Origin of the sequence: Candidatus Caldatribacterium sp. SIUC1, assembly GCF_051549785.1 — a bacterium.
Classification (GTDB): domain Bacteria; phylum Atribacterota; class Atribacteria; order Atribacterales; family Caldatribacteriaceae; genus Caldatribacterium.
This window is the reverse complement of the sequence record NZ_CP189974.1, coordinates 1561402-1583107: the sequence shown is the minus strand read 5'-3', so window position 1 is coordinate 1583107 and position 21706 is coordinate 1561402. Positions and strand designations below refer to the sequence as shown.

The following is a 21706-nucleotide window of genomic DNA, read 5'->3' as shown; positions in this document are numbered from 1 at the left end:
GTACAGGACCTTCAGGGTCTTTTCCTCCCTTCTGCAAGCTGATTGATGAGGTGAGCGAAAAACCCCGCACCGAATCCGTTATCGATGTTGACCACTGCCATTCCGGGTGCGCAGCTTGCAAGCATGGCAAGAAGTGGCGCGAGACCGAAAAGATGAGCTCCGTATCCGATACTCGTTGGGACGGCAATGACCGGGACGCTCACAAGACCCGCGAGAACACTCGGAAGCGCCCCTTCCATGCCCGCCACGGCAATCACCGCATTGGCACCCTCAAAGACCGAGAGATGAGCCAGAAGACGATGAATCCCTGCAACACCAACGTCAAAGAGGCGTTCCACGTGGTTCCCGGCGATTTCCGCGGTAATGGCCGCTTCTTCAGCAATGGGAATATCCGCTGTTCCTCCGGTGACCACGACGATTTTCCCTATTCTGGGTCGGGGCTCCCGTTCGGCGAAGATGAGGCGGGCGGTAGGATGGAAGGAGAGGAAGGGGAGGTGTTGCCGGAGGAACTCATAGGTTTCCTGGTCTGCACGGGTGGCGAGGAAGTTCGGGGCACGCTCTGCCAGGTCTTTCAGGATGGCCAGGAGGTGCTCCCGGCTCTTCCCTGGACAGTACACAACCTCGGGGAAACCCTTTCGCAGGTTCCGGTGATGGTCGACCTTGGCAAAACCAAGGTCCGCAAAGGGGAGATTTTTCAGAATGCCATACGCTTCCTGCGGGGAGATTTCTCCCCTCGCAACACGCTCAAGAAGCGGAAAAACATCCATACCCGGCCTCCTTTCAGGAACACAGACCTATGACGCAGGAATCCTTTTTTTGCCTAGAAGGACCACGCTCGTTGTTCTTTGCAGAGAGGAGGGATTGAAGGTCGTCCCACGCAATCTCACCCTTGGCCTGATAGAGGACCCGACCCTCTGTATTCACGAGAAAGAGCACAGGGGTTTCCCAGATCCCGAGGAGTGCAGGAAGAAGAGGGTGGGCGAGGTAAATGGTGTGTTTTCCTCCCAGGGAGTCTTCAAGACGCTTTGCATCCCGGAAATCGCATCGCAAGCACACCGGGTAGAGCAGAACCTTCCCCCCAAGGTCCTCTGTGCGTTCGTAGAGCTTTACGAGCTCGGCAAGGCAAAAAAGACACTCAGGGTCGAGGAAGAAGAGAATCGCTAAAGAAGGGGGGCGAAAGGGAATCTCTTCTCCCCTGAGCGTGTAGAGCCGAAAGGAGGGGAGCTTCCGCACAGATGCTTCTGCCGGGAAAGAGCGCATGAGTAACACAACAAGAAGCCCCAGAATGGTCACCACAAGACCTTTCTTCACGGCGTATCCCTCCGGTTCAGTACATGGGAAGGGGAGCGAAAACTGGACTCTGCTCCCTGGCCCAGGAGGCGGTGAGCCGCACAGTTCTCCTTTTTACCAGGTCGAGGACAGCCACGTCCCAGTTTCCAGGGTCTTTCTCCACGCAGAAGGCCAGCTTCTGACCATCAGGGGTTGCTGCAAGGTATGCCTTGGGGAGACCGTCGTTCGTCAACCTGGTCCAGGATTTTTGAGGAGAGAGCTCATACACGTCGTACCTTCCCTCCTGTTCCCCGATGAAGAAGAGCCGTTCTCGTCCTCCAAAGGTAGGATAAAGGACGTTACCCGGAAAGTTCAGAACGTCTTCCCGTCCTTCGAGGGGATTCCAGAGCACCAGCTTCCATTGCCCTTCCCGGAATTCAGAAAACGCAAGGGTTTCGGTATACCGGGATGCGGAGAGCCACCCCAGAGGGGCGTCTCGCGCCAAAAGCTCTCGCTGTCTTGACCCATCGAGGTGCATCTCGTAGATGCCCCTTTTTCCCCCTCGCTCCGAAAGAAAGAAAATGGTTCCCCGGGAGGGGGAAAAGGTGGGGGAGAAGTCTGAAAACTCTCGGAGGCTCAAACGCTGCACCCTGCGGGGGTAAAGGTCAACCCGGAAAATGTTGGGCACACCTGCGCAGGAAACCACAGCAAGGAGGGATTGTCCATCGGGAGTCATGGTAATGGTCTCAAGCACGCCTCCACTTTCCGGGAAGGGGAACGAAACCTCCCGTTTTCCTGCAAGATCCGAGAAGACGACGAACGAGCGACCGCCTTCCTGGCGGACGAAGAGGACCTTCCACTCTTTTGCCCGTCCAAGTATTTCGGGAATCCGGCGCTTCATCGCCTCAAGAAGGGCAGCGCTTTCCTCGAGGCGACGAACCATGCCCAGAACCTTCCGGGAGGCCCCAAGGTCCCAGACTTCGAAGAAGAGCCAATCCTCCTTGGCGTATCCAAAGAGCAAAACGTCTCCTTCGGTCACCAGGGTGTCGGGAAACACGCCCTTCTTCAGGTCCTCAAGAGGTGGCCGGGGGAAGGGCCTGGGCTTTCTGTGGAGCACGTCCTCGAGGAAACCTTCAAGGGGAGCAAAAACGTGCTCAGGAGTATAGTCGAAGAAGAAGAGGTCTTTTGCCCATCCCAAAGAAACGGGCAGAATGGACAAGATTCCCCAAACGGCAAGGTAGAGGAATCCTGCGATTGTGCGTTTTTTCCAGCTCCTCGTCTTCTTCCCTGGGTTTTCCATCCTCAGGATAGTATAATAGAAGCCGGTGAAAAGGGGAATGGGGAACTTCTCAGTCATCACAGTTTCTCGAGAGGTTGAGAGCCTGGGAGATGAGGTGGCCCTGAGACTCTCAAGAATTTTGGGCTATGAGCTCATCAACAGAGAACAGTGGATGGTTCTCCTCGAGGGCCATTCCCCTGCGCTTTCTCCTGAACCTCCTGAGGAAGAGGGAGAGCGAGAGCGCTGGATGGCGGAGGTCGGCAAGCTCCTCGAGGAGCTTGCCGAGAAACGGGCCTTTGTTCTCCTTGGACGAGGAGGACAGAAACTCCTTGCCCGTTGTGCGAAGGCGTTCCATCTCCTCGTGGTGGCTCCGGTACCGGTGAGGCTCCGACGCATTATGGAGCGGTACCGTCAGGATGAGGTCACGGCCTCGCGCATCCTTGCCGAGCAGGACCGGCAGCGGGAGAAATTCCTCCTCAGGTTCTTCGGGGTGGACTGGCGTAACCCCCTCCATTACCACTTTGTCCTCAACACCGCCTTTTACGACGTTGAGGAGTCCTGCCAGCTCGTTCTTGAGGCCATGAAAAGGACACGACTTCCGGTATCGGGTCAACAGGGGTCGTTCTTCACCAGGGAAGGGTTCCTGGAAAAGCCTGTGGTGTTCTCTCACCCTTCAGAGGAGGAGTTTGCCCGAATTCTCGACTTCTATGGTATTCGCTGGCTCTACGAGCCCCGGACGTTCCCGCTTGAGTGGGATAGTGAAGGGAATGTGGTGGAGGCCTTTGCCCCCGATTTCTACCTCCCGGATTTCGACCTCTTCATCGAGCTCACCACCCAGAAGCAGAAGCTTACCTGGCGCAAGAACCGGAAGATTCGAAAGCTCAAGGAGCTCTATCCGGAGGTGAAGATCAAGGTCGTGTACGCCCGGGACTATGAACACATCTTGAGGAAATTCGACCTTGAGGACGACCATGAGTGATCCCCGGTTGGGAACGCGGGTGTTCACCCGTGAAGAAATTCAGCGGCGTGTCGAGGAGGTCGCCCATGAAATTGACCGGGATTACAGAGGAGAACGACCGGTTCTCATTGTTATTCTTCGGGGAGCGGTGTACTTTGCCGTGGACCTCACAAGGGCGCTCACAATTCCCTTTGACCTTGACTTTATGGCCCTCTCTCCTTTCCGCCTGGGACTTCGACGGGCTGAGATCGAGAAAGACGTGGATGTGGACCTTAAGGGACGCCATGTCCTTATTCTTGAGGACATCGTGGATACGGGGCTTACGCTGAATTTCCTTGTGCGAAACCTTGAGCGGCGGCTTCCCCGGAGTGTCCGGGTGTGCAGCTTCCTGAATTGTCCGGTTCGTCGTATCGCCGAGGTCGAGGTTCACTACTTCTGTTTCGAAATTCCGGATATTTACGTTGTGGGATACGGCCTGGATTTCCGGGGGGATTTCCGGAACCTCCAGGAAGTCTACGCTCTTTATGACCCCTCTGGGAGGAGCACGCAGGTTCTGAAACAGATGGGGAAGGGACGGTGAACGTTGTGGAGTTTCGCAGAGCCATTCTTGCCATGCAGGGATATACACCCGGGGAACAGCCAAAAGAAGGGGGATTCGTGAAACTCAACACCAACGAGAATCCCTATCCTCCATCCCCAAGAGTCATTGCGGCGCTTCAGGAGTTCCTTACCTCCCGTTCTCTGGCGCTGTATCCTCCTCCACTGAGTGATGCGGTGAGACAGAAGGCCTCCGCGGTGTACGGGATTCCGGAGGACTGGATTCTCGTCGGGAACGGTTCGGATGAGCTTCTCGACCTTGTGGTGCGAATCTTCGTGGACCCGGGGGACAGGGTCGCCTACCCCGTCCCCACCTACACGTACTACCGGGTTCTTACGCTTCTCCAGGGAGGAGTGCCTCTGGAAATACCCTTTCCCGAAGACTTCTCCCTTCCCGAGGCCCTTGTTACGGCTTCTGCGCGGTTGAAGTTCCTCTGTAACCCCAACTCCCCCACGGGAACGTTCATTCCCCCCAGGGATATCGAGAGGCTCGTGCAGGGTTCAGCCTGCCCTGTGGTCGTTGACGAAGCCTATGTCGATTTCGCTCCGGAAAGTGCCCTTCCTCTTCTTGAGCGGTATGAAAACCTTGTCCTTGTCCGGACTCTCTCGAAATCCTTTTCCCTTGCAGGACTGCGCGTCGGTTTCCTCTTTGCCCACCCCGCGGTCGTTCGAGAGCTCCTCAAGGCCAAGGCCTCGTACAACGTGAACATTCTCTCCCAGGTTGGTGCCTGCGCGGCCCTGGAAGACCTCGAGTACGTTCGGGAGAACATCGCCCGCATAAGAAGCACCCGCGAGTGGTTCTCGGAGAGAATGAGGGCGCTGGGGTTTTTCGTCTACCCTTCCGAGGCGAATTTCGTCATGGTGAGAAAAGCAGGGGTTGACCTCCGTTTCCTGTACGAAGCGCTGAAGCGCCGGAAGGTCCTTGTCCGGTATTTCCCCGAATGGCCTGATGCTCTTCGAATTTCCATCGGGACCGAGAGGGAGATGGAATTGCTCGTACACCATATCACTGCCCTTTTAGAGGAAGCCCATGTTTGAACTTTTTATCTGGGATCTCGACAACACTGTCATCGGGAGTTCCAGGCTCCTCTGGGGAGCTTTCCAGTGGGTGGCCGAGCGTTTTGCCGGGCGCTTCATGACTCCTCGAGATATCGTCGGTCTCTACGGTCCTCCGGAGGATGTCGTTATTGAGCAAATTGTGGGGCGGGAGAAGAAGGACGAGGCCCTGCGGGCATTCTATGAGTTCTACGAGCAGGAACACGACCGCCTTGTAACGCCTTTTCCTGAAGTTCTGGAAATTCTTGAGTACCTCCGAAGGAAGGGAGTAAGACAGGCGCTGTTCACCTCCAAGGGGAGAAAAAGCGCTTCCATAACCCTTCGGAGGTTCAACCTCGAACGCCTCTTTGACTTCGTCCTGTGTGGAGACGAGGTGCGGCAAGCCAAGCCCCATCCTGATGGGGTGGTCCGGATTCTCGAGCACTTCGGAGTGCCTCCCCAGAATGCGCTCTATGTGGGGGATTCTCCACTCGATGCCCAGGCTGCACACGGGGCTCAAGTGGCCTTTGCCCTGGCACTTTGGGACTCTTTCCACCGTGCCGAGGCAGAGCGTATCACGGCGGAGTACGTTTTCGCTACACCCCGGGAGATGTTCCTGTGGGTTCGAAAACGGTATGAAGAGGAGGGATGACGGTGCCTTTTGAGTATGTGCGAAAGCGGGATGGGACTCTTGAACCCTTCCAAAGGGAAAAGATTGTTTCGGCCCTTTCCCGGGCGCTTTCTGCTTGTGGGAGAGAGGATCCCGAGCTTGCCCACACCCTGGCTGAGAAGGTCGTTCGCCTGCTTTCCGAGCGGGTCAGCGACATTCCCGAGGTCGAGAGGATTCAGGATATCGTTGAGGAAGTGCTCATGCGAGAAGGTCTTTCCGAGGTCGCCCGGACGTATATTCTGTACCGGGAGAAAAGGCGTTCTCTCCGAAAGGCGAAATGGGAGCTCTTCGGGGTACGGGACGATTTGAAACTCTCCCTGAACGCGGTGCGGGTGCTGAAGGAACGATACCTCCTGAAAGACAGCGAAGGAAACGTCATCGAAACCCCAAAGGGCATGATGGAGCGGGTTGCCCGCTCCATCGCCGAGGTGGACAGGGCCTTCGGAGAGGATGCGTCAAGAACCTTTGAGGAATTTTTTGAGCTCCTCACCTCTCTCGTCTTTCTCCCCAACTCCCCCACCCTCATGAATGCGGGGACATCCCTTGGGCAGCTTTCGGCGTGTTTCGTCCTTCCCGTTGAGGATTCCATTGACTCGATTTTCACGACCCTGAAGGAGATGGCCATCATCCACAAATCCGGAGGAGGAACGGGATTCAGTTTTTCCGCCCTTCGTCCGAAAGGCGACATCGTGGCTTCCACGGGTGGACGGGCCTCGGGTCCTGTGTCGTTCATGCGGATTTTCGACGCGGCTACAGACGTGGTGAAGCAGGGTGGTCGGCGCCGGGGTGCAAACATGGGGGTCCTTCGATTCAACCACCCCGATATTCGGGAGTTCATTCGGGCCAAGGAAAAGCCAGGGTTTCTGGAGAACTTCAACCTCTCGGTGGCCATAACGGATGAGGAAATCGAAAGGGTGAAACGCGGTGACAAGGTGGAACTCGTCAACCCCCGGGATGGGAAGGTCTGGGAACGGGTGAATGCCCGGGAACTCTTTGAAACAATTGCCGAGAGTGCCTGGAGAAGCGGGGAGCCAGGCCTCCTTTTCCTTGACACAATGAACCGCGCAAACCCCACCCCTCACCTTGGAGACATCGTGGCCACCAACCCCTGTGGTGAGGTCCCCCTTTTGCCCTATGAATCCTGTAACCTCGGTTCTCTAAATTTAGCGAAGTTCGTCAGGGGAGGGAAAATCCAGTACGACCGCCTTCGGGAAGTGGTGTGGAAGGCGGTGCATTTCCTGGATAACGTCATCGAGGCTAACCGGTATCCCCTGGAAGCCATTGAGAAGATGGTGAAGGGGAACCGGAAAATTGGTCTTGGAGTGATGGGGTTTGCGGATATGCTGGTGCAGCTTGGCATTCCCTATTTTTCCGAAGAGGCCCTCAAGATTGCTGCCGAGGTGATGCACTTCATCGCCCTTGAAGCCCGGATGGCCTCTCTGGATCTTGCTGCGCGACGTGGCACCTTCCCCAATTACCCCCAGAGCGTCTGGGCAAAGAAGAACCTTCCCCTTCGCAACGCCACCCTGCTCTCCATTGCTCCCACAGGATCCATAAGCATCATTGCATCCTGCTCAAGTGGCATCGAGCCCCTTTTTGCTCTGGCCTTTCGAAGGTATGTCCTGGAGCACACCGAACTCGTTGAGGTCCATCCTCTCCTTGAAGAGATGTTCCAGCGCTTTGGTATTCCGGAGGAGGTTCGGAAAGCTGTGCTCGAGCGAGGGACCATGGCGGGCGTTGAGGGCATTCCTGAAACCCTGCACCGCCTCTTTCTCACCGCTTTAGAGATTCCCCCGGAGTTCCATGTCCGGGTTCAGGCAACCTTCCAGAAGTACGTGGACAACGCCGTTTCGAAAACGGTGAATCTCCCGGAGTCCGCAACCCCTCAGGATGTCTTCCGGGTGTACCTTTTGGCCCATGAGCTTGGGTGCAAGGGCATCACCGTGTACCGTTACGAGAGTCGCCCACAGCAGGTTCTATACCTTGGCGTTTCGGAGGCACCGTGCGAAGAATGCTGAGAAGGTCCCGGGCAATGTTCCTTGCTCCCTCCCCCTGCCCCTGCCAGGTTGTCCTGGCAAATTGCTGCGCCCTCTCCTGAAAAACGTGGAGGTTCCCCAGGACCTCCTGCAGAACGCGGGCGGTTTTTTCCGGAGTGTCTCCCCCGGGAATGAGGGCCTCTCGAAGGAGCAGAGCCTGTCGTGCAGTGAGGAAATGGGGGTTTGCTTGGATAGCATCTTTGAGGCAGGGTTCAATACAGGGGATGCCACAGAACGCCGCGTACTCGAGGGCTGTTCCTGCGAATCCCACAACGAGGGAAGCACTTCCAAGGCGTGCAAAGTAGTCTCCCTGGCTGAAGGAAATGGATTGTTGTCCCAGGAGAAAAGAGGAGGGGACGACGAATTCCCCGCGGGCCTTCTGAATGGCCCGAGCTATCTGCACGGCACTTTGCTCCGAGGGGAAGACAAAGTGGAGGGCAAAGGAGGCCAGGGCGTTCCGGGCAAGAAGTATTGTTTTTGTAAGGAAGAGGAAGTTCCTCTCCCAATCCCCCCGATGCCCGGGAAGAAAGAGGATGTTCTTTTCCCTGCAGGAACCCGAAGGGATTTCCGGACCCACAAATCCGAGGAATTCGGCCCGAATACCCAGACTCTGGAACCACAGGGCGGTTGGGGCATCCCGGGTGTAGACCTTTGCCGTTCCATGCCGGAAGAAGAGCGCCGTGATCCTTCCCAGACGCTCATAGGGTTTCTTTCGAATTCGCAAAAGATCGGTATGGGCACAGGCGAAGAGATACACCTTCTTTCCGGTACCAAGAAGACCGAAAAGGAGGGGAAGGATGTCCCCGACTCCAATCACCATGTCGAAGGACAGCGGGCAGTGCCTGAGAAGGCGATAAACGGCCAGCGCGTTCCTTATTCCTCCCCGGAATGCGTCGGTAAGAAGCCGAAAGACGCGCTGGGGAAAGCTCCCCAGGTACACCCCACCGTACGGAAAAGAGGGGGAAACGTGGAGCAGGTTCACCCGGCCTGGAAACCTCTGCACTATACCCTCAAAGGCTTTGCCTTCTCCCACCAGGGGAACAATGCCCACCTCAAGGGCAACGCCCCGGGTTTCGGCCAGTCCCAGGAGTTCTTCTAGTATAAGGGCTGCGAAGGAATCCTCTCCGTATCCGTTACTGACAAGAAGCACGTGCTTTTTCTCCATATTTTTTTATGGTATGCTAAGAAGAACTCGGAGTAAAGAAGGGGGAGTTTTTCTTGCGCTGGCCGGGAATTCTTGCGTACTTTGCTGAATACCTGCCTGTAACGGCGGCGACACCGCTTCTGACCCTTGAAGAGGGCAACACGCCCCTCATTCGCTCGACGTCTCTTGAGAAACGCCTCAGGGTAGGGGCGCTCTTTTTCAAGTTCGAAGGAATGAACCCCACGGGGTCTTTCAAAGACCGGGGTATGGTGGTGGCCATTGCCAAGGCCAAGGAGGAAGGGAAAGCAGTGGTGATGTGTGCCTCAACCGGGAACACCTCTGCCTCGGCCGCAGCGTATGCCCGCAGGGCGGGGCTCTCCTGTATCGTCCTCATCCCTCAGGGAAAAATCGCCCTGGGGAAGCTCTCTCAGGCGTTGATGCATGGAGCGAGAGTTCTGGCGGTACGCGGGAACTTTGACGACGCACTGCGCATTGTGCGTTTCATCACGGCCAACTATCCGGTGGCGCTCGTCAACTCCATCAACCCCTACCGCATTGAGGGGCAGAAAACCGCGGCGTTTGAGATTGTGGAATGGCTTGAAGGTGTTCCCGATATCCTTGCGCTTCCCGTGGGGAATGCAGGGAACATCACGGCGTACTGGAGGGGTTTCAAGGAGTTCTTCGAGCGAGGGAAAACCCGTGCCCTGCCAAAGATGTTCGGCTTCCAGGCCGAAGGTGCCTGCCCGCTTGTTCTGGGGAGGCCCGTGGAAAACCCCCAGACGGTGGCCACTGCCATCCGTATTGGCAATCCGGCCAGCTGGAAGGGGGCCATTGCTGCCCGGGATGAGTCCGGTGGGCTCATTGACGCCGTGAGTGACGAGGAGATTCTCCTTGCCCAGCGGACGCTTGCGGAAGAGGAAGGGCTTTTCGTGGAGCCTGCTTCCGCGGCCTCCCTTGCAGGTGTTATGAAGAAGGCACGGGAGGGAATGTTTCGGGGAAAAGAAACGGTGGTGTGCATTCTCACCGGGCATGGTCTGAAGGATCCCGACATTGCCGTCAGACAGAACGAGGGAAAAATTGAAGAGGTTGAACCACGGGAAGAGGCGGTGGTGGAACTCCTCGGACTTGGGAGGGAGAGGCTGTGAAACTCCGTGCCTGTGTTCCTGCGACTTCGGCGAACCTCTCCTGTGGATTCGACGTTTTAGGTCTTGCCCTTGACCTCACCTATGAGGTGGAGGTGGAAACCACGGAGGAACGGTCCTTCTTTCTCCACCACCGGGGGGAGGGTGAAGGGGAAGTGCCGCAGGACGAGCGAAACCTCTTCTTCGTTGCCGTGCGGAAAACCTGGGAGCGGCTTGGCTTTGAGGGAGTAGGTCTCAGGGTCTGCGCCACAAACGACATCCCCATTGCCCGGGGGCTCGGGAGCAGCGCCGCGTGCATCGTTGCCGGGGTAACGGTAGCAAATGCGCTCTGTGGGGGGAAGCTGAAGTTTGAGGAGATGCTCGAGCTTGCCGTCGCCCTTGAGGGACACCCCGACAACGTCATCCCGGCCTTCGTGGGAGGGTTCACCATTGCCCTCCGGGAGGAGGGGAGGGTCTTCTACCAGCGGTTTTCCTTTCCCCCGCTTTTCTCCCTCTTTGTGCTCATTCCCAACTATACTCTGAGTACCGAAATCATGCGGGGTGTGCTCCCCGCTTCCTACCCCAGGGAGGATGTGGTGTTCTCCCTCTCCCACCTTGCCTTCCTCCTGGGGAGCCTCTTTACCCGAGACCGTGAAGGGTTCTTCCGTGCTTTAGAGGACCGCATCCATGAACCGTACCGGGGAAAATACGTAACCGGTTTTCCCGAAGTGAAAGCATATGTGAAAGGGAAGGGCTTGGGGAATGTGGTCATCAGCGGTTCCGGTCCAACACTGCTTCTTGTCCTTTCCCGACCCCTTGAGGAAGAGGAAAAAAGGGAAATCGCCGGAATTTTCGCTGCCCGGGGTGTGGCGGTGAGGATTCAGGAAGTGCATCCTGAGGAAAAGGGCGCGAGGGTTGAAATCCTGTGAGTCTTGTCGTCCAGAAATACGGAGGATCTTCGGTCGCCGATTTGGAGAGGATTCGCCATGTAGCTTCCCGGGTTCGCCGGTACTTCCTCGAAGGCCACCGACTGGTTGTGGTGGTCTCGGCGATGGGGAAAACTACCGATGCTCTGCTTGCCATGGCCCAGGAACTCCATCCGTTTCCTCCAGAGCGAGAGGTGGATGTGCTTCTTGCCACGGGAGAGCAGGTCTCCATTGCCCTGCTCTCTATTGCTCTTTTTGCCCAGGGAGTGCCCTCGATTGCTCTTACCGGAGGACAGGCAGGAATCATCACCACTGACGTGCACACCAAGGCCCGCATCCTCAGAGTCGAGGTGGAGAGGATTTTCCGTCACCTCAACGAGGGAAAGGTGGTCATCGTCGCCGGTTTCCAGGGTGTTACCGAAAGCGGGGACATCACTACCCTTGGCCGGGGAGGGAGCGATACCACGGCCTGTGCTCTGGCGGCGGCTCTCCGGGCCGATGTGTGCGAGATTTACACCGACGTTGCAGGGGTTTTCACAGCAGACCCCCGCATTGTCCCTGAGGCGAGGAAAATCCCCCGCATTTCTTACGATGAGATGTCGGAGATGGCAAGCCTTGGCGCGAAGGTCCTGCAGCTTCGCGCGGTAGACTTCTCAAGGCTCTATCGGGTTCGGGTTCACGTTCGCTCGACGTTCTTTGAAGAGGAGGGAACGTGGGTGGAGGAGGTGGAAAATATGGAGGAAGTCAAAGTGCGAGCCATCACCCACAGTCTTGAGGTTGTCAAGGTTGTCCTTCTTGGGGTTCCGGACGAGCCCGGTGTTGCTGCCCTCATCCTGCGGACTCTTGCCGACTTCTCGGTGTCCCTCGATATGATTATCCAGAGCGAAGGGCGGGAGGGCAAGAAGGACATTGCCTTCGTGATTCCCCGGGAAGATGAGGGGAAGGTACGGAGAGCCCTCGAAGACCTGCAGAAGATCCTCTCCTTTGAAGGGGTGAAGTTCGACGAAGACGTGGGGAAGGTATCGGTGGTGGGGGCGGGGGTGGCAAATGACCCCCGCATTGCCTTTCGCATGTTTGACACCCTGGCACGCTGTGGGGTGAATATCGACATGATCAGCACCTCAAACCTCCGGATTTCCTGCCTCATCCCGAAGGGCCGGGTTGAAGAATCGGTTCGGGCACTGCACAAGACGTTTATCAGCGACAGTGAGGTGATTCTCCGTGAAGGCTCTTAGGGTTGCCGTGGTCGGTGCCACAGGAGCGGTCGGACAGGAAATGCTCCGCATTCTTGAGGAACGGGAGTTCCCTCTCCGGGATTTGAAACCTCTGGCCTCCCCACGTTCTCAGGGGAAGACAGTGCATTTCAGAGGAGAGGAAATCCCTGTTGAGGTTCTGGGTCCTTCGAGTTTTTCCGGGTGTGACCTTGCGCTGTTCAGTGCCGGTGCTTCTGTAAGTCGGGAGTTTGCTCCCAAAGCGGTGGAGAGTGGGTGTCTGGTGGTGGATAACTCTTCCGCGTTCCGTCTCGAAGACGATGTTCCTCTGATCGTTCCGGAGGTCAACCCCCACCGGGTTCGTGAGGTGAAGAAACGGGGCATCATCGCCAATCCCAACTGCACCACCATTATCTCTGTTGTGCCCTTAAAGCCCCTCCATGATTACGGAAAGATTCGCCGGATCGTGGCGGCAAGCTACCAGGCGACTTCCGGGGCAGGAGCACAGGCCATGAGGGAACTCGAGGAACAGATTGTGGCCTATGCCCAGGGAAAACCCTTAGAGGCTCGGGTTTTCCCTTACCAGATTGCCTTTAACCTCATTCCCCATATCGACGTATTCTTAGAGAACTTCTACACAAAGGAAGAGATGAAAATGGTCTGGGAAACGCGAAAAATCATGGAGGATCCTTCTATTCAGGTAACGGCAACCTGTGTTCGGGTTCCGGTGTTCCGGGCTCATTCCGTAGCCATCAACGTTGAGACGGAACGGAAGATCACCCGGGAAAAAGCAGTGGAACTCCTTTCGAACTTCCCGGGAGTGGTGGTTCAGGACGACCCAGAGAATCGTCTCTACCCGATGCCCCTTTTCGTTGCTGGAAAGGACGAGTGCTACGTTGGGCGGATTCGGGAGGATATTTCTCTGGAGCGAGGGCTGAACCTCTGGGTGGTTGGGGACCAGCTCCGCAAGGGGGCGGCGCTCAACGCCATCCAGATTGCCGAACTCCTCTTGCGGGAGGGGATTCTTTAAAAGGAGAATCCCAAGCGCCTCAAGCGCTCTTCCTCGCTGAGTACACGCCCTTTTTCATCGACAGGGTAAAGCATGCCTTCAACGATTCTCGTCTGGATCTTTCCTTTAGCCCAGGGGTTGCCGAGAAGATGAGGGGCGTCAAAGAGACCTCTTGTAACTGCTCCAGCAAGGACCCCTAGGTCAAGGAAGGGGTCTTCCTCCTGACCCAGGCTCTTTAGGGCCTCGAGAAGGAGGAGCGCCTCCTGCTTTATCCGTGCCCGGTGTTCTGCAATGTAGGGGTCTTTCGCAGCGTCGGGAAGGTCAAAGAGGGCGTCTTTCAGGACGCCCTGAACAATATGGGCGCTTTCGATGACCTCTTCAGGTCGGGCCAGGTGGTCGCCCTCGGAGAAGTTCACCACGTGAACGATGTGAGGGCGAAGGAAAAGTCCAAGGAAGGTCGAAGCCGCAAGCTGTCCTTTGGCGATCTCAAGATGTGGAGAGAAGTGGGCCAGCCCTCCCCGGATCTGGGTGAAGACGGTAAAAGTCGCGTCTTCAAGAGTCTGCACAAGGTCTTTTTTGGCAAGCATTTTGGCGAGATCCGCCCGGGGGACAATGCCCGGAGGGGTATTCAGCATGTACTGGGCGACGTAGTATCGAGCGCCGAGCTTTTTGGCAATGTACGCCCCAAGGAAAAAAGAGGCCACGGCGACGCTGTCTGGAGCTCCCCGGAGGCTCCACTGGTGTGCGTCGTTCACCTCTATGGGAACTCCAAGGTCGATGTAGGTCTTCATGGCTTCCAGGTTCTCCCTGATGGCCTCAGGGAGTGGCCGTTTCGATCGTCCATCGAGCTCGCTGTACCAGAAGATGGGGACCGCCCCCCAGGCGATACGGATGGTTTCGTGCAGAAGGTGTGCCCACTCCTTGAGGTGGTTCGTTCCGCTGTAGCAGCGGAGGAGGGGAAAGTTCCCCCTTCGAGAGGCCTCAAATATGGCCACAAGGTCTTCTCTCCGTCGCAGGGGAACTCCTCCTGCTCCTTTGTGGGTCTCGTCCATTCTGTGAGGTTCGAAGAAGAACTCCTGGGCGTTTTGGTCCGGGCCAAGGGAAATAACGTCCACCACTTTCGCCTCGCTTATGCGGCGCACCCCTTCCACCGTTTCCTCCACCGTGGGAAGGCCAAAGTGGTGGCGGAGAAGGGGGAAGGGGTACCTCGCGGCAATACGCTCAGGAAGGGTTCCAGGATAGGTATCCTCTTTGCGTTCTTCCCCCGGTCCGACTAAGCTCGCCACAATCTCCGAAAAGGGTTCCCTTCCGGTAAAGATATAGGTAAAAAGGCCAGATTTGCGGGCTACAGGCTCAATTTGAGGAGTACAGCTCAAAACCCAGGGAATCCGAAAGAGGCCGTGCCTAGTCACAAGATTCTGTAGCTCCTTAAAGAGCCTCTCCGCCACACATTCTGTGAGACGGTATCCAACGATGACCATTGACGGGCGTTCTTGGAAAACCGCCTCGACGACCTCCCGGGGAGAGCGGGCAGGACCGAGGAAAACCGTCTGGTATCCGAAACGCTCAGCAAGGGTCAGGAATCCGTACACCCCGGCAACGTGGACACAGGTTCCCAACGAGGCTCCAAGGACCTTTTTACTTTCCACCGGTCACCACCAGCTCATGGATGTCCTTCACGCTTAACCCTTGCAGCCCAAGCTTCTCCACGGTTCTTCCCTCTCTCCAATAGTCCTTCCCGTGGAGGACCGAAGCAAGGTGAATGAGGCTATCGATGGTCGGCGTGGGCACACCGAGCATTTTCCCCAGAGAAGCAATGGGGACAAGGCTTGTAGGGACATCTTCCGTGATATATCGGTGGAAAATGGTGGAGGGTGCTCGAATCCCCTGGTATCCCGCGTTGTTCTGGATAGCCTCAAAGAGGTTTCTCCCGGAAACGTCGTAGGCCGAATACAGCCATTCCCGGGCGGTGATGGCGCGGACTCCCAGGGCTTCCGCGACTTTCACCCTCTCCCTGTCCACCTCTTCAAGGACGAGGGCAACAGAGGGTGTGACGCCCTCGATGTAGTAGTCGAACTCCCCGTGGGTGCTCTCTATTCGGGCCGCGTTGAGGATGGTGATGGTAGGATGGAAAACGGCACCAATGTTGTTGAAACTCGTTTTCAGGATGCTGTCTTCGGGAACGAACTGGGGTAGGGCAACCCGAAGCGTCTGGACGACCCTCACAGTTTCGTACGCCGGTAGGGCAGCAACCGGGATGCTGTTCTTCACCCGGAATATCCGGACCTGCGCCGGTCCGCTGATCCGGCTGGCGAAGAGAAAGGTCTGAGCTTCGGCGATGAGGACGTCTTTTGTGCAGGAAGTTTCTCTGAGAACCTGGCGTACTTCAAGCGCACCTCCTGTCCTCCCAGGGTTGAGGACGATCATCTGCCCGTCCTCGAGGTAAGGGCTCAGGCGTTCGGCAATGTCCCGATGACCTGTGGCCGGGAGAACCACCATGATGACCTGGGTACCCGCTATGGCTTCCCGGATATCCGAGGTTGCAACCGGGATAGGGGCAAAGCCACTGACCTCTCCCTCAACCTGTATGCCTCCAAGAAGCTGTATGGGACGAAGGCGCTCGGGAGTTCGGTTGAAAAGCCGCACTGGAAAACCCTTGAGGGCAAGGTACCCCGCCAGAGCCTGCCCACCGTGTCCTGCCCCAAGAACGGCAAAAGTTACAGGATCAAGCACAGGTTTTCACCCGTTTCATAGCAATGTGGAAGAGACGCTGCACCATACCCGTATAGTCAATGTCCAAAGCAGCGCACATCTCTGGGAAAGGACTCTGGCGGTAGTAGAGCAGCGGAAGGGCGTTGATTTCAAGAAAAAGCGGCAGGGCTTCTCCCGCAGAGAGAATCAGGCGAAATGTGGCGTAATCGCGCATGTTGAGTTCCTGGAAGATTTTGAGACTCATGCGCTGAATCTGAAGGACGATTTCCTCAGGGAGGTCTGCTACTCCCAGAACCCGTCCTCCTCGCCTGAGGATTTCCTCGCAGGGAGGAAAATCTCTGCTGAGGGGAGTGATTTCGAGGATGGGCAGAGGAGCGGTTTCCTCATCGTTGCCCCAAAGACCAACAACGAATTCTCTTCCAGGAATGTACTTTTCGACAATCACTTTTTCCCCCGTCATCTCGAAAAGCTCAAGAGCGGCTCTCTCGAGATCCCTGTGGTCATGGACCATGAAACCCCCAAGCTTCCTTCCCCGGTGTTCTCGAAAACGGGGTTTTACGAGAACGGGGAATTCTATGTTCTCTGGCCAGGGAGCTTGAGGAGTCCAGAGGAAAAAGGACGGTGTAGGGACACCAAGACCCCGCAGGGCCAGCTTCGTCAGAGAACGATCTAGGCAAAGTGAATGGACCACCGCGCGGGAACCAAGATAAGGGATGTCCAGGGCGTCAAGAAGCAAAGGCAAGAGTGCCTGGCTGTACACCGACGAGACACAGGTGGTGACGTTGAAGACAAAGTGGATGTCCTCGGACAAGAGACGGGTCACCACTTCCTCAAGAGGGCGTTCAACGTCGAAAAGCACCACCTCGTATCCGGTTTCTCTCAGGGCCTCCTGGATGAGGGTGAGCGTCTGTCCCTTAAGTTCCTGCTGGGTTGCGTAGTATTCCTCCTCTTCCTGAGAGAGCACAGCCTGATTGTAGGCCAAAAGTACTCGCGCTGCAGGCAATAGCCTTCACCCCTCTCTAATATACCATTAGGGAGGGGTGAAGACAAGGAAACCTAAACCGTGAAGCGCTTGACCTTCTCTTTGAGCTCTTCCGCAAGCTGAGCCAGAGCTCCGGTGGCCTTGGTGATTTCCTGAAGGGAAGCGTTCTGCTCTTCCGCAGAAGCGGAGACTTCCTCGCTGGCTGCGGCGTTCTCTTCAGACACCGAGGCTGCGGCGGCGATTTTGTCCGTGACGACCTTAATAGCCTGGGCGATTTCGTTGAGTACCCTGTTGTTCTCTTCAGAGAGCCGGGCGATGGTCTCAGTTTCCTTGAGGGTTTCGTTCAGGGATTCCTTTGCCCGGTGGAGGGCCTGGTACAGTCCCTGGATTTCCTGGAGCGTCCGGTCAACGGAGGCGATGATGGATTCGAAATTCCTGTTCACCTCGTTCTGCCGGGCAACTCCTCGTTCCACCTCTTCCTCTGCCTCGTGCATGCTCTCTGAAGCTCGGGCCATGTCCTTTTTGATCTCCTCAATGAGCCGGGCAATGCGTTCTGCAGCCTGGGAGGATTCCTCAGCGAGTTTGCGCACTTCTTCTGCCACCACGGCGAATCCTCGCCCTGCCTCTCCGGCTCTGGCAGCTTCAATCGCAGCATTGAGGGCAAGGAGGTTGGTCTGTTCGGCGATGCTCGTGATGATGCCGACGATGCTGCTGATTTCCTCAGACCGGGCATTCAGGGTTTGAATCGCCTGAGCAACCTCCTGGGCACCCCGGGAAATCAGCTGGATGCTTTCTCCAAGCACCTTAAGCGATTCTTTCCCTTTTTCCGCCGCTTCTTTATCATTCTGCGCCTCCTGGGCGGTTTTTTCGAGGGCCTCCTCAATCGCTGCCAGCGCTCTCATGTTCTCCTCCATGTGGGCGGTAATGTTGAGCACCGCTTGAGTGTTGCGTTCCGTGGCTTCAAAAACCTGGTCGGCTCTTCTGGCGATGTTTTTGGTCTCCTCGTCAATGGCGTTGAGCTCTTCGCTCTGGCGGGTGGAACCTTCAGCCACCTGGGCGATGGTCTGGGCGATCTCTTCGGTAGCTTTGGCCACCTCCTCCACCGATGCAGACACCTCATTGCTTGAAGAGGCCAGAGCATCGGTTGTGTGGAAAACGCTCTGGATCATATCCTTGAGGCTTTCAACCATGGCGTGGAAGGCCTGAGAGAGCCGGCCGATTTCATCGCGCCGGCGAGACACAGCGAGGTTATTGCTGAGGTCTCCCCTGGCCACACGTTCTGCATGGCGAACGAGCACCTCAACAGGACGGGCGATGGCAAAGGCCTGGAGCAGGAAGACGACGGCAAGGACAGCAACGGCAATGGCGATAGTGACCACCATTCGCAGGGTTATTCCCCTCATGTAGGCCCGGACATCGTCGAGGTAAACTCCGGTTCCCACAATCCATCCCCAGGGCTTGAAGAGTGCCACGTAGGAAACCTTGGGGACGGGCTCGGTGAAGCCTGGTTTTGGCCAGAGGTAATCCACAAAGCCTGCTCCTTGCTCCTTGCAGACCTTCACCATTTCAACAAAGAGCCGTTTCCCCTGAGGGTCCTTGTAATCGGTGAGGTCCTGCCCGTTGAGCTCAGGCTTTGTGGGGTGCATGACCATAGAGGGTTTCAGGTCGTTCACCCACACGTAGTTTTCTCCTTCATACCGGAGACGCTCGAGGATACTCAGGGCCCGGGCTTTGGCCTCGTCCTCAGAGATGGTTCCCTTCTGGAAGGCTTCATACTGAGCCTGAATCTGGGACATTGCCGCTTCAACGATGAACTGTGTCGCTTCCTGGCGCTTCTTCAGCATTTCCTTCTGGCTCAGAGAGAGACTGAAAAGCCCGACAGCCAGTGCTGAAGCCACAACCGCAAGGATTCCAAGAAGGGCAAGGCGAACCTTGAGCGAAAAGGAGAAATGCCACCGTTCCATGTGGTTCCCCCCCAAAGTGAAGTACTGGAGTACTTGGTGCCGGAGCTTGGCAGCCCAGCCGCCGTGGTGGAAAAACACCGTAGGCCTGTGGCTTTGCGCCCTCCCCTTTCGGGGAGTTTGCCCTTTCATCCCCGGGCTCCAAAGTATTATATCGGCCGAGGGAATACGTTCTAAAGGGGTTAGGGAAAAATCCTGTAGAATTTTTGTGCTAAGATAGAGAGAGGCTCTGGGGGGAATGTCATGGAAGAGTGGAGAGGGAAGGTTGCTCTTGTTACGGGAGCCAGTCGTGGGATTGGCCGCGCCATTGCCAGAACTCTTGCGGAAAAGGGATTGCACCTTGCGCTCTGTGCCCGTTCTCAGGAGGCACTGGAAGCCCTGAAGACCGAGCTCTCGGCACTTGGTGCCGAGGTCTTCGTTTGCGCTGGGGACCTTGCGGATCCTACTTTCCCTGCCCGCCTTGTGCGTGAAGCCGGAGAATACTTCGGGCGTTTGGATGTTGTGGTGAACAATGCAGGGGTTGCCCTGTCGAAGCCCCTTGAAGAAACGACACTTGAAGAATGGGAATTCCAGATGGCTGTGAACGTCCGCGCTCCCTTTCTCATCTGTCGAGAAGCCCTGCCGTACCTCCGCCGTTCTGCGCTGGCCACCATCATCAATATCTCCTCTGTGGTGGGAACGAAGGGCTACATTCACCAGGGAGCCTACACGGCCTCAAAACACGCCCTCATGGGTTTTACGAAGGTTCTTGCTCGAGAACTGCACCCGGAAGGAATCCGGGTGCACGTTATCGCTCCTGGAGGCGTGGGGACGGACCTCATTGCCGCCATGCGCCCGGACCTTCTTGGAGAACGGCTCATCACTCCGGAAGAGATTGCCGAAATCGTCTGGTTTTTGCTCACCATGCGGGGCAAAAACGCGGTCATCGACGAGGTGAACGTTCGCCGGGCTTCGAACGAGCCCTGGAGGTGAGGTGCAACGATGCAGGAGAGGCTGCCGCAGGAGGAATGCCAGAAGGCGCCGGTGTCTCTGGAGCTCTTACTTGGGGTAAAAAGCGACCCCATCACGTACCGGTACTCGTTCCAGTGGCTCTTCGACCTCATGGCTGAAGAAGGCGTCACGCACCTCCAGCTCGGGACGTTCTTTGAGCTCTACTTCCTCCCTGATTCGTATTTCCTGAGGTTGCGGGAAGAGGCAAAAAAGCGGGGTATTACCATATCGAGTGTGTTCTCGGCGTACCGGGAACTTGGGGGATTCCTCTCAGAGGACCCGGAGATGGCGGCCGTCACAGAGCGCAATTACCGGAGACTCATTGAGGTGGCTGCCCTTCTTGGGGCTTCGTCCTGCGGTGCCTCTATGGGGGCTTTCCCTCGAGACCGTCTGGGTTTCCGGGAAAGGGGCATCCGGAGATACCTTGAGAAGATCAAGGAACTCCTGCACTACGCGAAGTCCTGGGGTCTTGAGTGGCTCACCGTAGAGCCCATGTCGTGTTACGCTGAGCCTCCCTGCACTGCCCGCGAGGTCAGGGCAATCGGAGAGGAGCTAACCGCCTACTGGCAAAAGCACAGGGATACGGCAGCCCGCTTTGGCTTCTGTGCCGACGTCTCCCACGGCTTTGTGGACGAAGAGGGGAGGCTCCGCGAGGACCACGTATCGCTTTTTGTGGCCACATTCCCGTATCTCCATGAATTCCACTGGAAAAACACCGATGCCATGTACCACGAGACCTTTGGGTTTGAGCCGGAGAACCTCGCTCGGGGTGTGGTGGATGTGCGAAGCATCCGGTCCCTGCTCTTTGAGAAGCGCCATCTCCTCCCCAAACAGCGCATCGTGGGGTATCTCGAACTCCCTGGACCAAAACTTGGCCGGGATTACAGCGATCGCCTTCTTGGCCCCATGCTGCGGCAATCACTCCGCTACCTCAAGAGGGTTCTCTGCGGGGAGGACGAGAATCGGTAATGCCCTGAAAGGAGGGAAAAAGTGCGCGTGGTGCTGTTTTTCCTTGTTCTGCTTTTTGTGGGGTGGTGGGGGATACGGGGATATGCTGAGGAGAGGATTGCCCTGCCCTCCCCACGGTTTGATAGCGACACCTCTGTTGAGGAAGCGCTCCTGCGGCGTCGTTCACAACGCTCTTTTGCCCGATCCCCTCTGACTCTTCCAGAAATCGCCCAGCTCCTCTGGGCAGCCCAGGGCGTCACGGACAGAGCACAGGGCTTCCGTACGGCTCCCTCAGCAGGAGCGCTGTATCCCCTGGAGGTCTATATCGTTGCCGGGGAGGTCGAGGGCCTTTTGCCCGGAGTGTACCGGTACCTCCCTGAAGAGCACGCACTTTTGCGGGTTCTTGAGGGTGACAGGAGAGAAGACCTGTACAGGGTGGCGCTCTTCCAGCGCTGGATTCGTGAAGCGCCGGTAGTCCTTGTCCTCGCTGCGGTTTACGAACGGACAACCCGGAAGTACGGCGAGCGGGGCATCCGGTATGTGTACATGGAAGCCGGTCATGCCGCACAGAACGTCTACCTCCAGGCTGAGGCTCTTGGTCTTGGAACCGTCGTAGTTGGAGCTTTCCAGGATGAGGGGGTGAAGAAAGTCCTGAATCTTCCGCTAAGCGAGCACCCTCTCTACCTCATGCCTGTTGGGAGAGTACGGTAATCCCGAATTTTTTCGGGCTCTTGTTGACAATTCCTCACCCCTGTGCTAAATTATCTCTTGCCCTGGCTCCCCCAGGGCAAAAAGGCGCACCTTGACAAGTGAATATTCCGCCTACTTCCTGAAGGTGGTACCGTACAGGAACCAGGA

20 protein-coding genes and 1 riboswitch are annotated in these 21706 nt (G+C 56.8%); of the genes, 12 read left to right on the top strand and 8 right to left on the bottom strand.

What is annotated here, in order from left to right:
- Window positions 1-11: 11 nt before the first annotated feature.
- Genes larB through ACP6EK_RS08255 form a run of 3 tightly spaced genes read right to left on the bottom strand, consistent with a single transcriptional unit; the run spans window position 12 to window position 2626 of the window.
- A complete protein-coding gene (gene larB, locus ACP6EK_RS08265) occupies window positions 12-767 on the bottom strand; it encodes a nickel pincer cofactor biosynthesis protein LarB (protein WP_438315202.1) in 756 nt (251 codons plus the stop codon).
- A 13-nt stretch (window positions 768-780) separates the two neighbouring features.
- A complete protein-coding gene (locus ACP6EK_RS08260) occupies window positions 781-1311 on the bottom strand; it encodes a TlpA family protein disulfide reductase (protein ID WP_438315199.1) in 531 nt (176 codons plus the stop codon).
- A gap of 16 nt (window positions 1312-1327) precedes the next feature.
- Window positions 1328-2626, bottom strand: a complete 1299-nt coding sequence (locus ACP6EK_RS08255; protein WP_438315196.1) for a TolB family protein — start codon at window positions 2624-2626, stop codon at window positions 1328-1330.
- Between ACP6EK_RS08255 and ACP6EK_RS08250 the strand changes: the two genes are divergently transcribed.
- From ACP6EK_RS08250 to ACP6EK_RS08230, 5 genes are read left to right on the top strand one after another with little or no spacing between them, the layout of a single operon-like run.
- Window positions 2607-3527 carry a cytidylate kinase family protein gene (locus ACP6EK_RS08250; protein ID WP_438315193.1) on the top strand — a complete coding sequence of 307 codons (921 nt, stop codon included), beginning with the start codon at window positions 2607-2609 and terminating at the stop codon, window positions 3525-3527. The two genes, ACP6EK_RS08255 and ACP6EK_RS08250, sit on opposite strands and share 20 nt — an antisense overlap.
- Window positions 3520-4086, top strand: coding sequence for a hypoxanthine phosphoribosyltransferase (gene hpt, locus ACP6EK_RS08245; RefSeq protein WP_438315190.1), 567 nt, complete (start codon window positions 3520-3522; stop codon window positions 4084-4086). The genes ACP6EK_RS08250 and hpt overlap by 8 nt, the downstream gene beginning before the upstream one ends.
- Window positions 4083-5141 carry a histidinol-phosphate transaminase gene (gene hisC, locus ACP6EK_RS08240; protein ID WP_438315187.1) on the top strand — a complete coding sequence of 353 codons (1059 nt, stop codon included), beginning with the start codon at window positions 4083-4085 and terminating at the stop codon, window positions 5139-5141. Before hpt ends, hisC begins: the two co-directional genes overlap by 4 nt.
- On the top strand, window positions 5134-5790 hold the full coding sequence (locus ACP6EK_RS08235; protein WP_438315184.1) for an HAD family hydrolase: 657 nt from the start codon (window positions 5134-5136) through the stop codon (window positions 5788-5790). Before hisC ends, ACP6EK_RS08235 begins: the two co-directional genes overlap by 8 nt.
- Before the next feature lie 2 nt (window positions 5791-5792).
- A complete protein-coding gene (locus tag ACP6EK_RS08230) occupies window positions 5793-7826 on the top strand; it encodes an adenosylcobalamin-dependent ribonucleoside-diphosphate reductase (RefSeq protein ID WP_438315181.1) in 2034 nt (677 codons plus the stop codon).
- Here the strand turns inward: ACP6EK_RS08230 and ACP6EK_RS08225 are convergent.
- Window positions 7747-8994: a hypothetical protein gene (locus ACP6EK_RS08225; RefSeq protein WP_438315179.1), complete on the bottom strand. Its 1248-nt coding sequence runs from the start codon at window positions 8992-8994 to the stop codon at window positions 7747-7749. The genes ACP6EK_RS08230 and ACP6EK_RS08225 overlap by 80 nt on opposite strands.
- A gap of 68 nt (window positions 8995-9062) precedes the next feature.
- On the opposite strand from ACP6EK_RS08225, the gene thrC reads away from it, so the two are divergent.
- The 4 genes from thrC to ACP6EK_RS08205 are packed head-to-tail and all read left to right on the top strand — an operon-like array spanning window position 9063 to window position 13276.
- Window positions 9063-10133: a threonine synthase gene (gene thrC, locus ACP6EK_RS08220; protein ID WP_438315177.1), complete on the top strand. Its 1071-nt coding sequence runs from the start codon at window positions 9063-9065 to the stop codon at window positions 10131-10133.
- Complete coding sequence (thrB, locus tag ACP6EK_RS08215; RefSeq protein ID WP_438315174.1) at window positions 10130-11038, top strand: homoserine kinase; 909 nt, start codon at window positions 10130-10132, stop codon at window positions 11036-11038. The genes thrC and thrB overlap by 4 nt, the downstream gene beginning before the upstream one ends.
- Entirely contained in the window at window positions 11035-12270 is a 1236-nt protein-coding gene (locus tag ACP6EK_RS08210) for an aspartate kinase (RefSeq protein ID WP_438315171.1), read from the top strand. Before thrB ends, ACP6EK_RS08210 begins: the two co-directional genes overlap by 4 nt.
- On the top strand, window positions 12257-13276 hold the full coding sequence (locus ACP6EK_RS08205) for an aspartate-semialdehyde dehydrogenase (RefSeq protein WP_438315168.1): 1020 nt from the start codon (window positions 12257-12259) through the stop codon (window positions 13274-13276). The genes ACP6EK_RS08210 and ACP6EK_RS08205 overlap by 14 nt, the downstream gene beginning before the upstream one ends.
- Here ACP6EK_RS08205 and ACP6EK_RS08200 read toward each other — a convergent pair.
- Genes ACP6EK_RS08200 through ACP6EK_RS08185 form a run of 4 tightly spaced genes read right to left on the bottom strand, consistent with a single transcriptional unit; the run spans window position 13273 to window position 18913 of the window.
- The gene (locus ACP6EK_RS08200) at window positions 13273-14904 is read right to left on the bottom strand and encodes a methionine synthase (RefSeq protein ID WP_438315165.1); all 1632 of its coding nucleotides are present in this window, start codon (window positions 14902-14904) and stop codon (window positions 13273-13275) included. The genes ACP6EK_RS08205 and ACP6EK_RS08200 overlap by 4 nt on opposite strands.
- Window positions 14894-15988: an NAD/NADP octopine/nopaline dehydrogenase family protein gene (locus ACP6EK_RS08195; protein ID WP_438315162.1), complete on the bottom strand. Its 1095-nt coding sequence runs from the start codon at window positions 15986-15988 to the stop codon at window positions 14894-14896. The genes ACP6EK_RS08200 and ACP6EK_RS08195 overlap by 11 nt, the downstream gene beginning before the upstream one ends.
- Window positions 15981-16970 (bottom strand): hypothetical protein, encoded by a 990-nt coding sequence (locus ACP6EK_RS08190; protein WP_438315160.1) that lies wholly within the window; start codon window positions 16968-16970, stop codon window positions 15981-15983. Before ACP6EK_RS08190 ends, ACP6EK_RS08195 begins: the two co-directional genes overlap by 8 nt.
- A gap of 53 nt (window positions 16971-17023) precedes the next feature.
- Window positions 17024-18913 (bottom strand): methyl-accepting chemotaxis protein, encoded by a 1890-nt coding sequence (locus ACP6EK_RS08185; protein WP_438315157.1) that lies wholly within the window; start codon window positions 18911-18913, stop codon window positions 17024-17026.
- A gap of 45 nt (window positions 18914-18958) precedes the next feature.
- Window positions 18959-19045: riboswitch (cyclic di-GMP riboswitch) on the bottom strand.
- A gap of 108 nt (window positions 19046-19153) precedes the next feature.
- Here ACP6EK_RS08185 and ACP6EK_RS08180 point away from each other — a divergent pair.
- The 3 genes from ACP6EK_RS08180 to ACP6EK_RS08170 are packed head-to-tail and all read left to right on the top strand — an operon-like array spanning window position 19154 to window position 21559.
- A complete protein-coding gene (locus ACP6EK_RS08180; RefSeq protein WP_438315154.1) occupies window positions 19154-19882 on the top strand; it encodes an SDR family NAD(P)-dependent oxidoreductase in 729 nt (242 codons plus the stop codon).
- Window positions 19883-19891: 9 nt separating this feature from the next.
- Window positions 19892-20869: a sugar phosphate isomerase/epimerase family protein gene (locus tag ACP6EK_RS08175; RefSeq protein WP_438315151.1), complete on the top strand. Its 978-nt coding sequence runs from the start codon at window positions 19892-19894 to the stop codon at window positions 20867-20869.
- 21 nt (window positions 20870-20890) lie between these two features.
- Entirely contained in the window at window positions 20891-21559 is a 669-nt protein-coding gene (locus ACP6EK_RS08170; RefSeq protein ID WP_438315149.1) for a SagB/ThcOx family dehydrogenase, read from the top strand.
- Window positions 21560-21706: the final 147 nt, after the last annotated feature.

Bases quoted from the DNA above. Each gene is read 5' to 3' on its own strand.
- ACP6EK_RS08185 (WP_438315157.1), bottom strand. From the start codon at position 18,913: ATGGAACGGTGGCATTTCTCCTTTTCGCTCAAGGTTCGCCTTGCCCTT.
- ACP6EK_RS08250 (WP_438315193.1), top strand. From the start codon at position 2,607: ATGGGGAACTTCTCAGTCATCACAGTTTCTCGAGAGGTTGAGAGCCTG.
- ACP6EK_RS08235 (WP_438315184.1), top strand. From the start codon at position 5,134: ATGTTTGAACTTTTTATCTGGGATCTCGACAACACTGTCATCGGGAGT.
- larB (WP_438315202.1), bottom strand. From the start codon at position 767: ATGGATGTTTTTCCGCTTCTTGAGCGTGTTGCGAGGGGAGAAATCTCC.
- ACP6EK_RS08255 (WP_438315196.1), bottom strand. From the start codon at position 2,626: ATGACTGAGAAGTTCCCCATTCCCCTTTTCACCGGCTTCTATTATACT.
- ACP6EK_RS08175 (WP_438315151.1), top strand. From the start codon at position 19,892: ATGCAGGAGAGGCTGCCGCAGGAGGAATGCCAGAAGGCGCCGGTGTCT.
- ACP6EK_RS08180 (WP_438315154.1), top strand. From the start codon at position 19,154: ATGGAAGAGTGGAGAGGGAAGGTTGCTCTTGTTACGGGAGCCAGTCGT.
- hpt (WP_438315190.1), top strand. From the start codon at position 3,520: ATGAGTGATCCCCGGTTGGGAACGCGGGTGTTCACCCGTGAAGAAATT.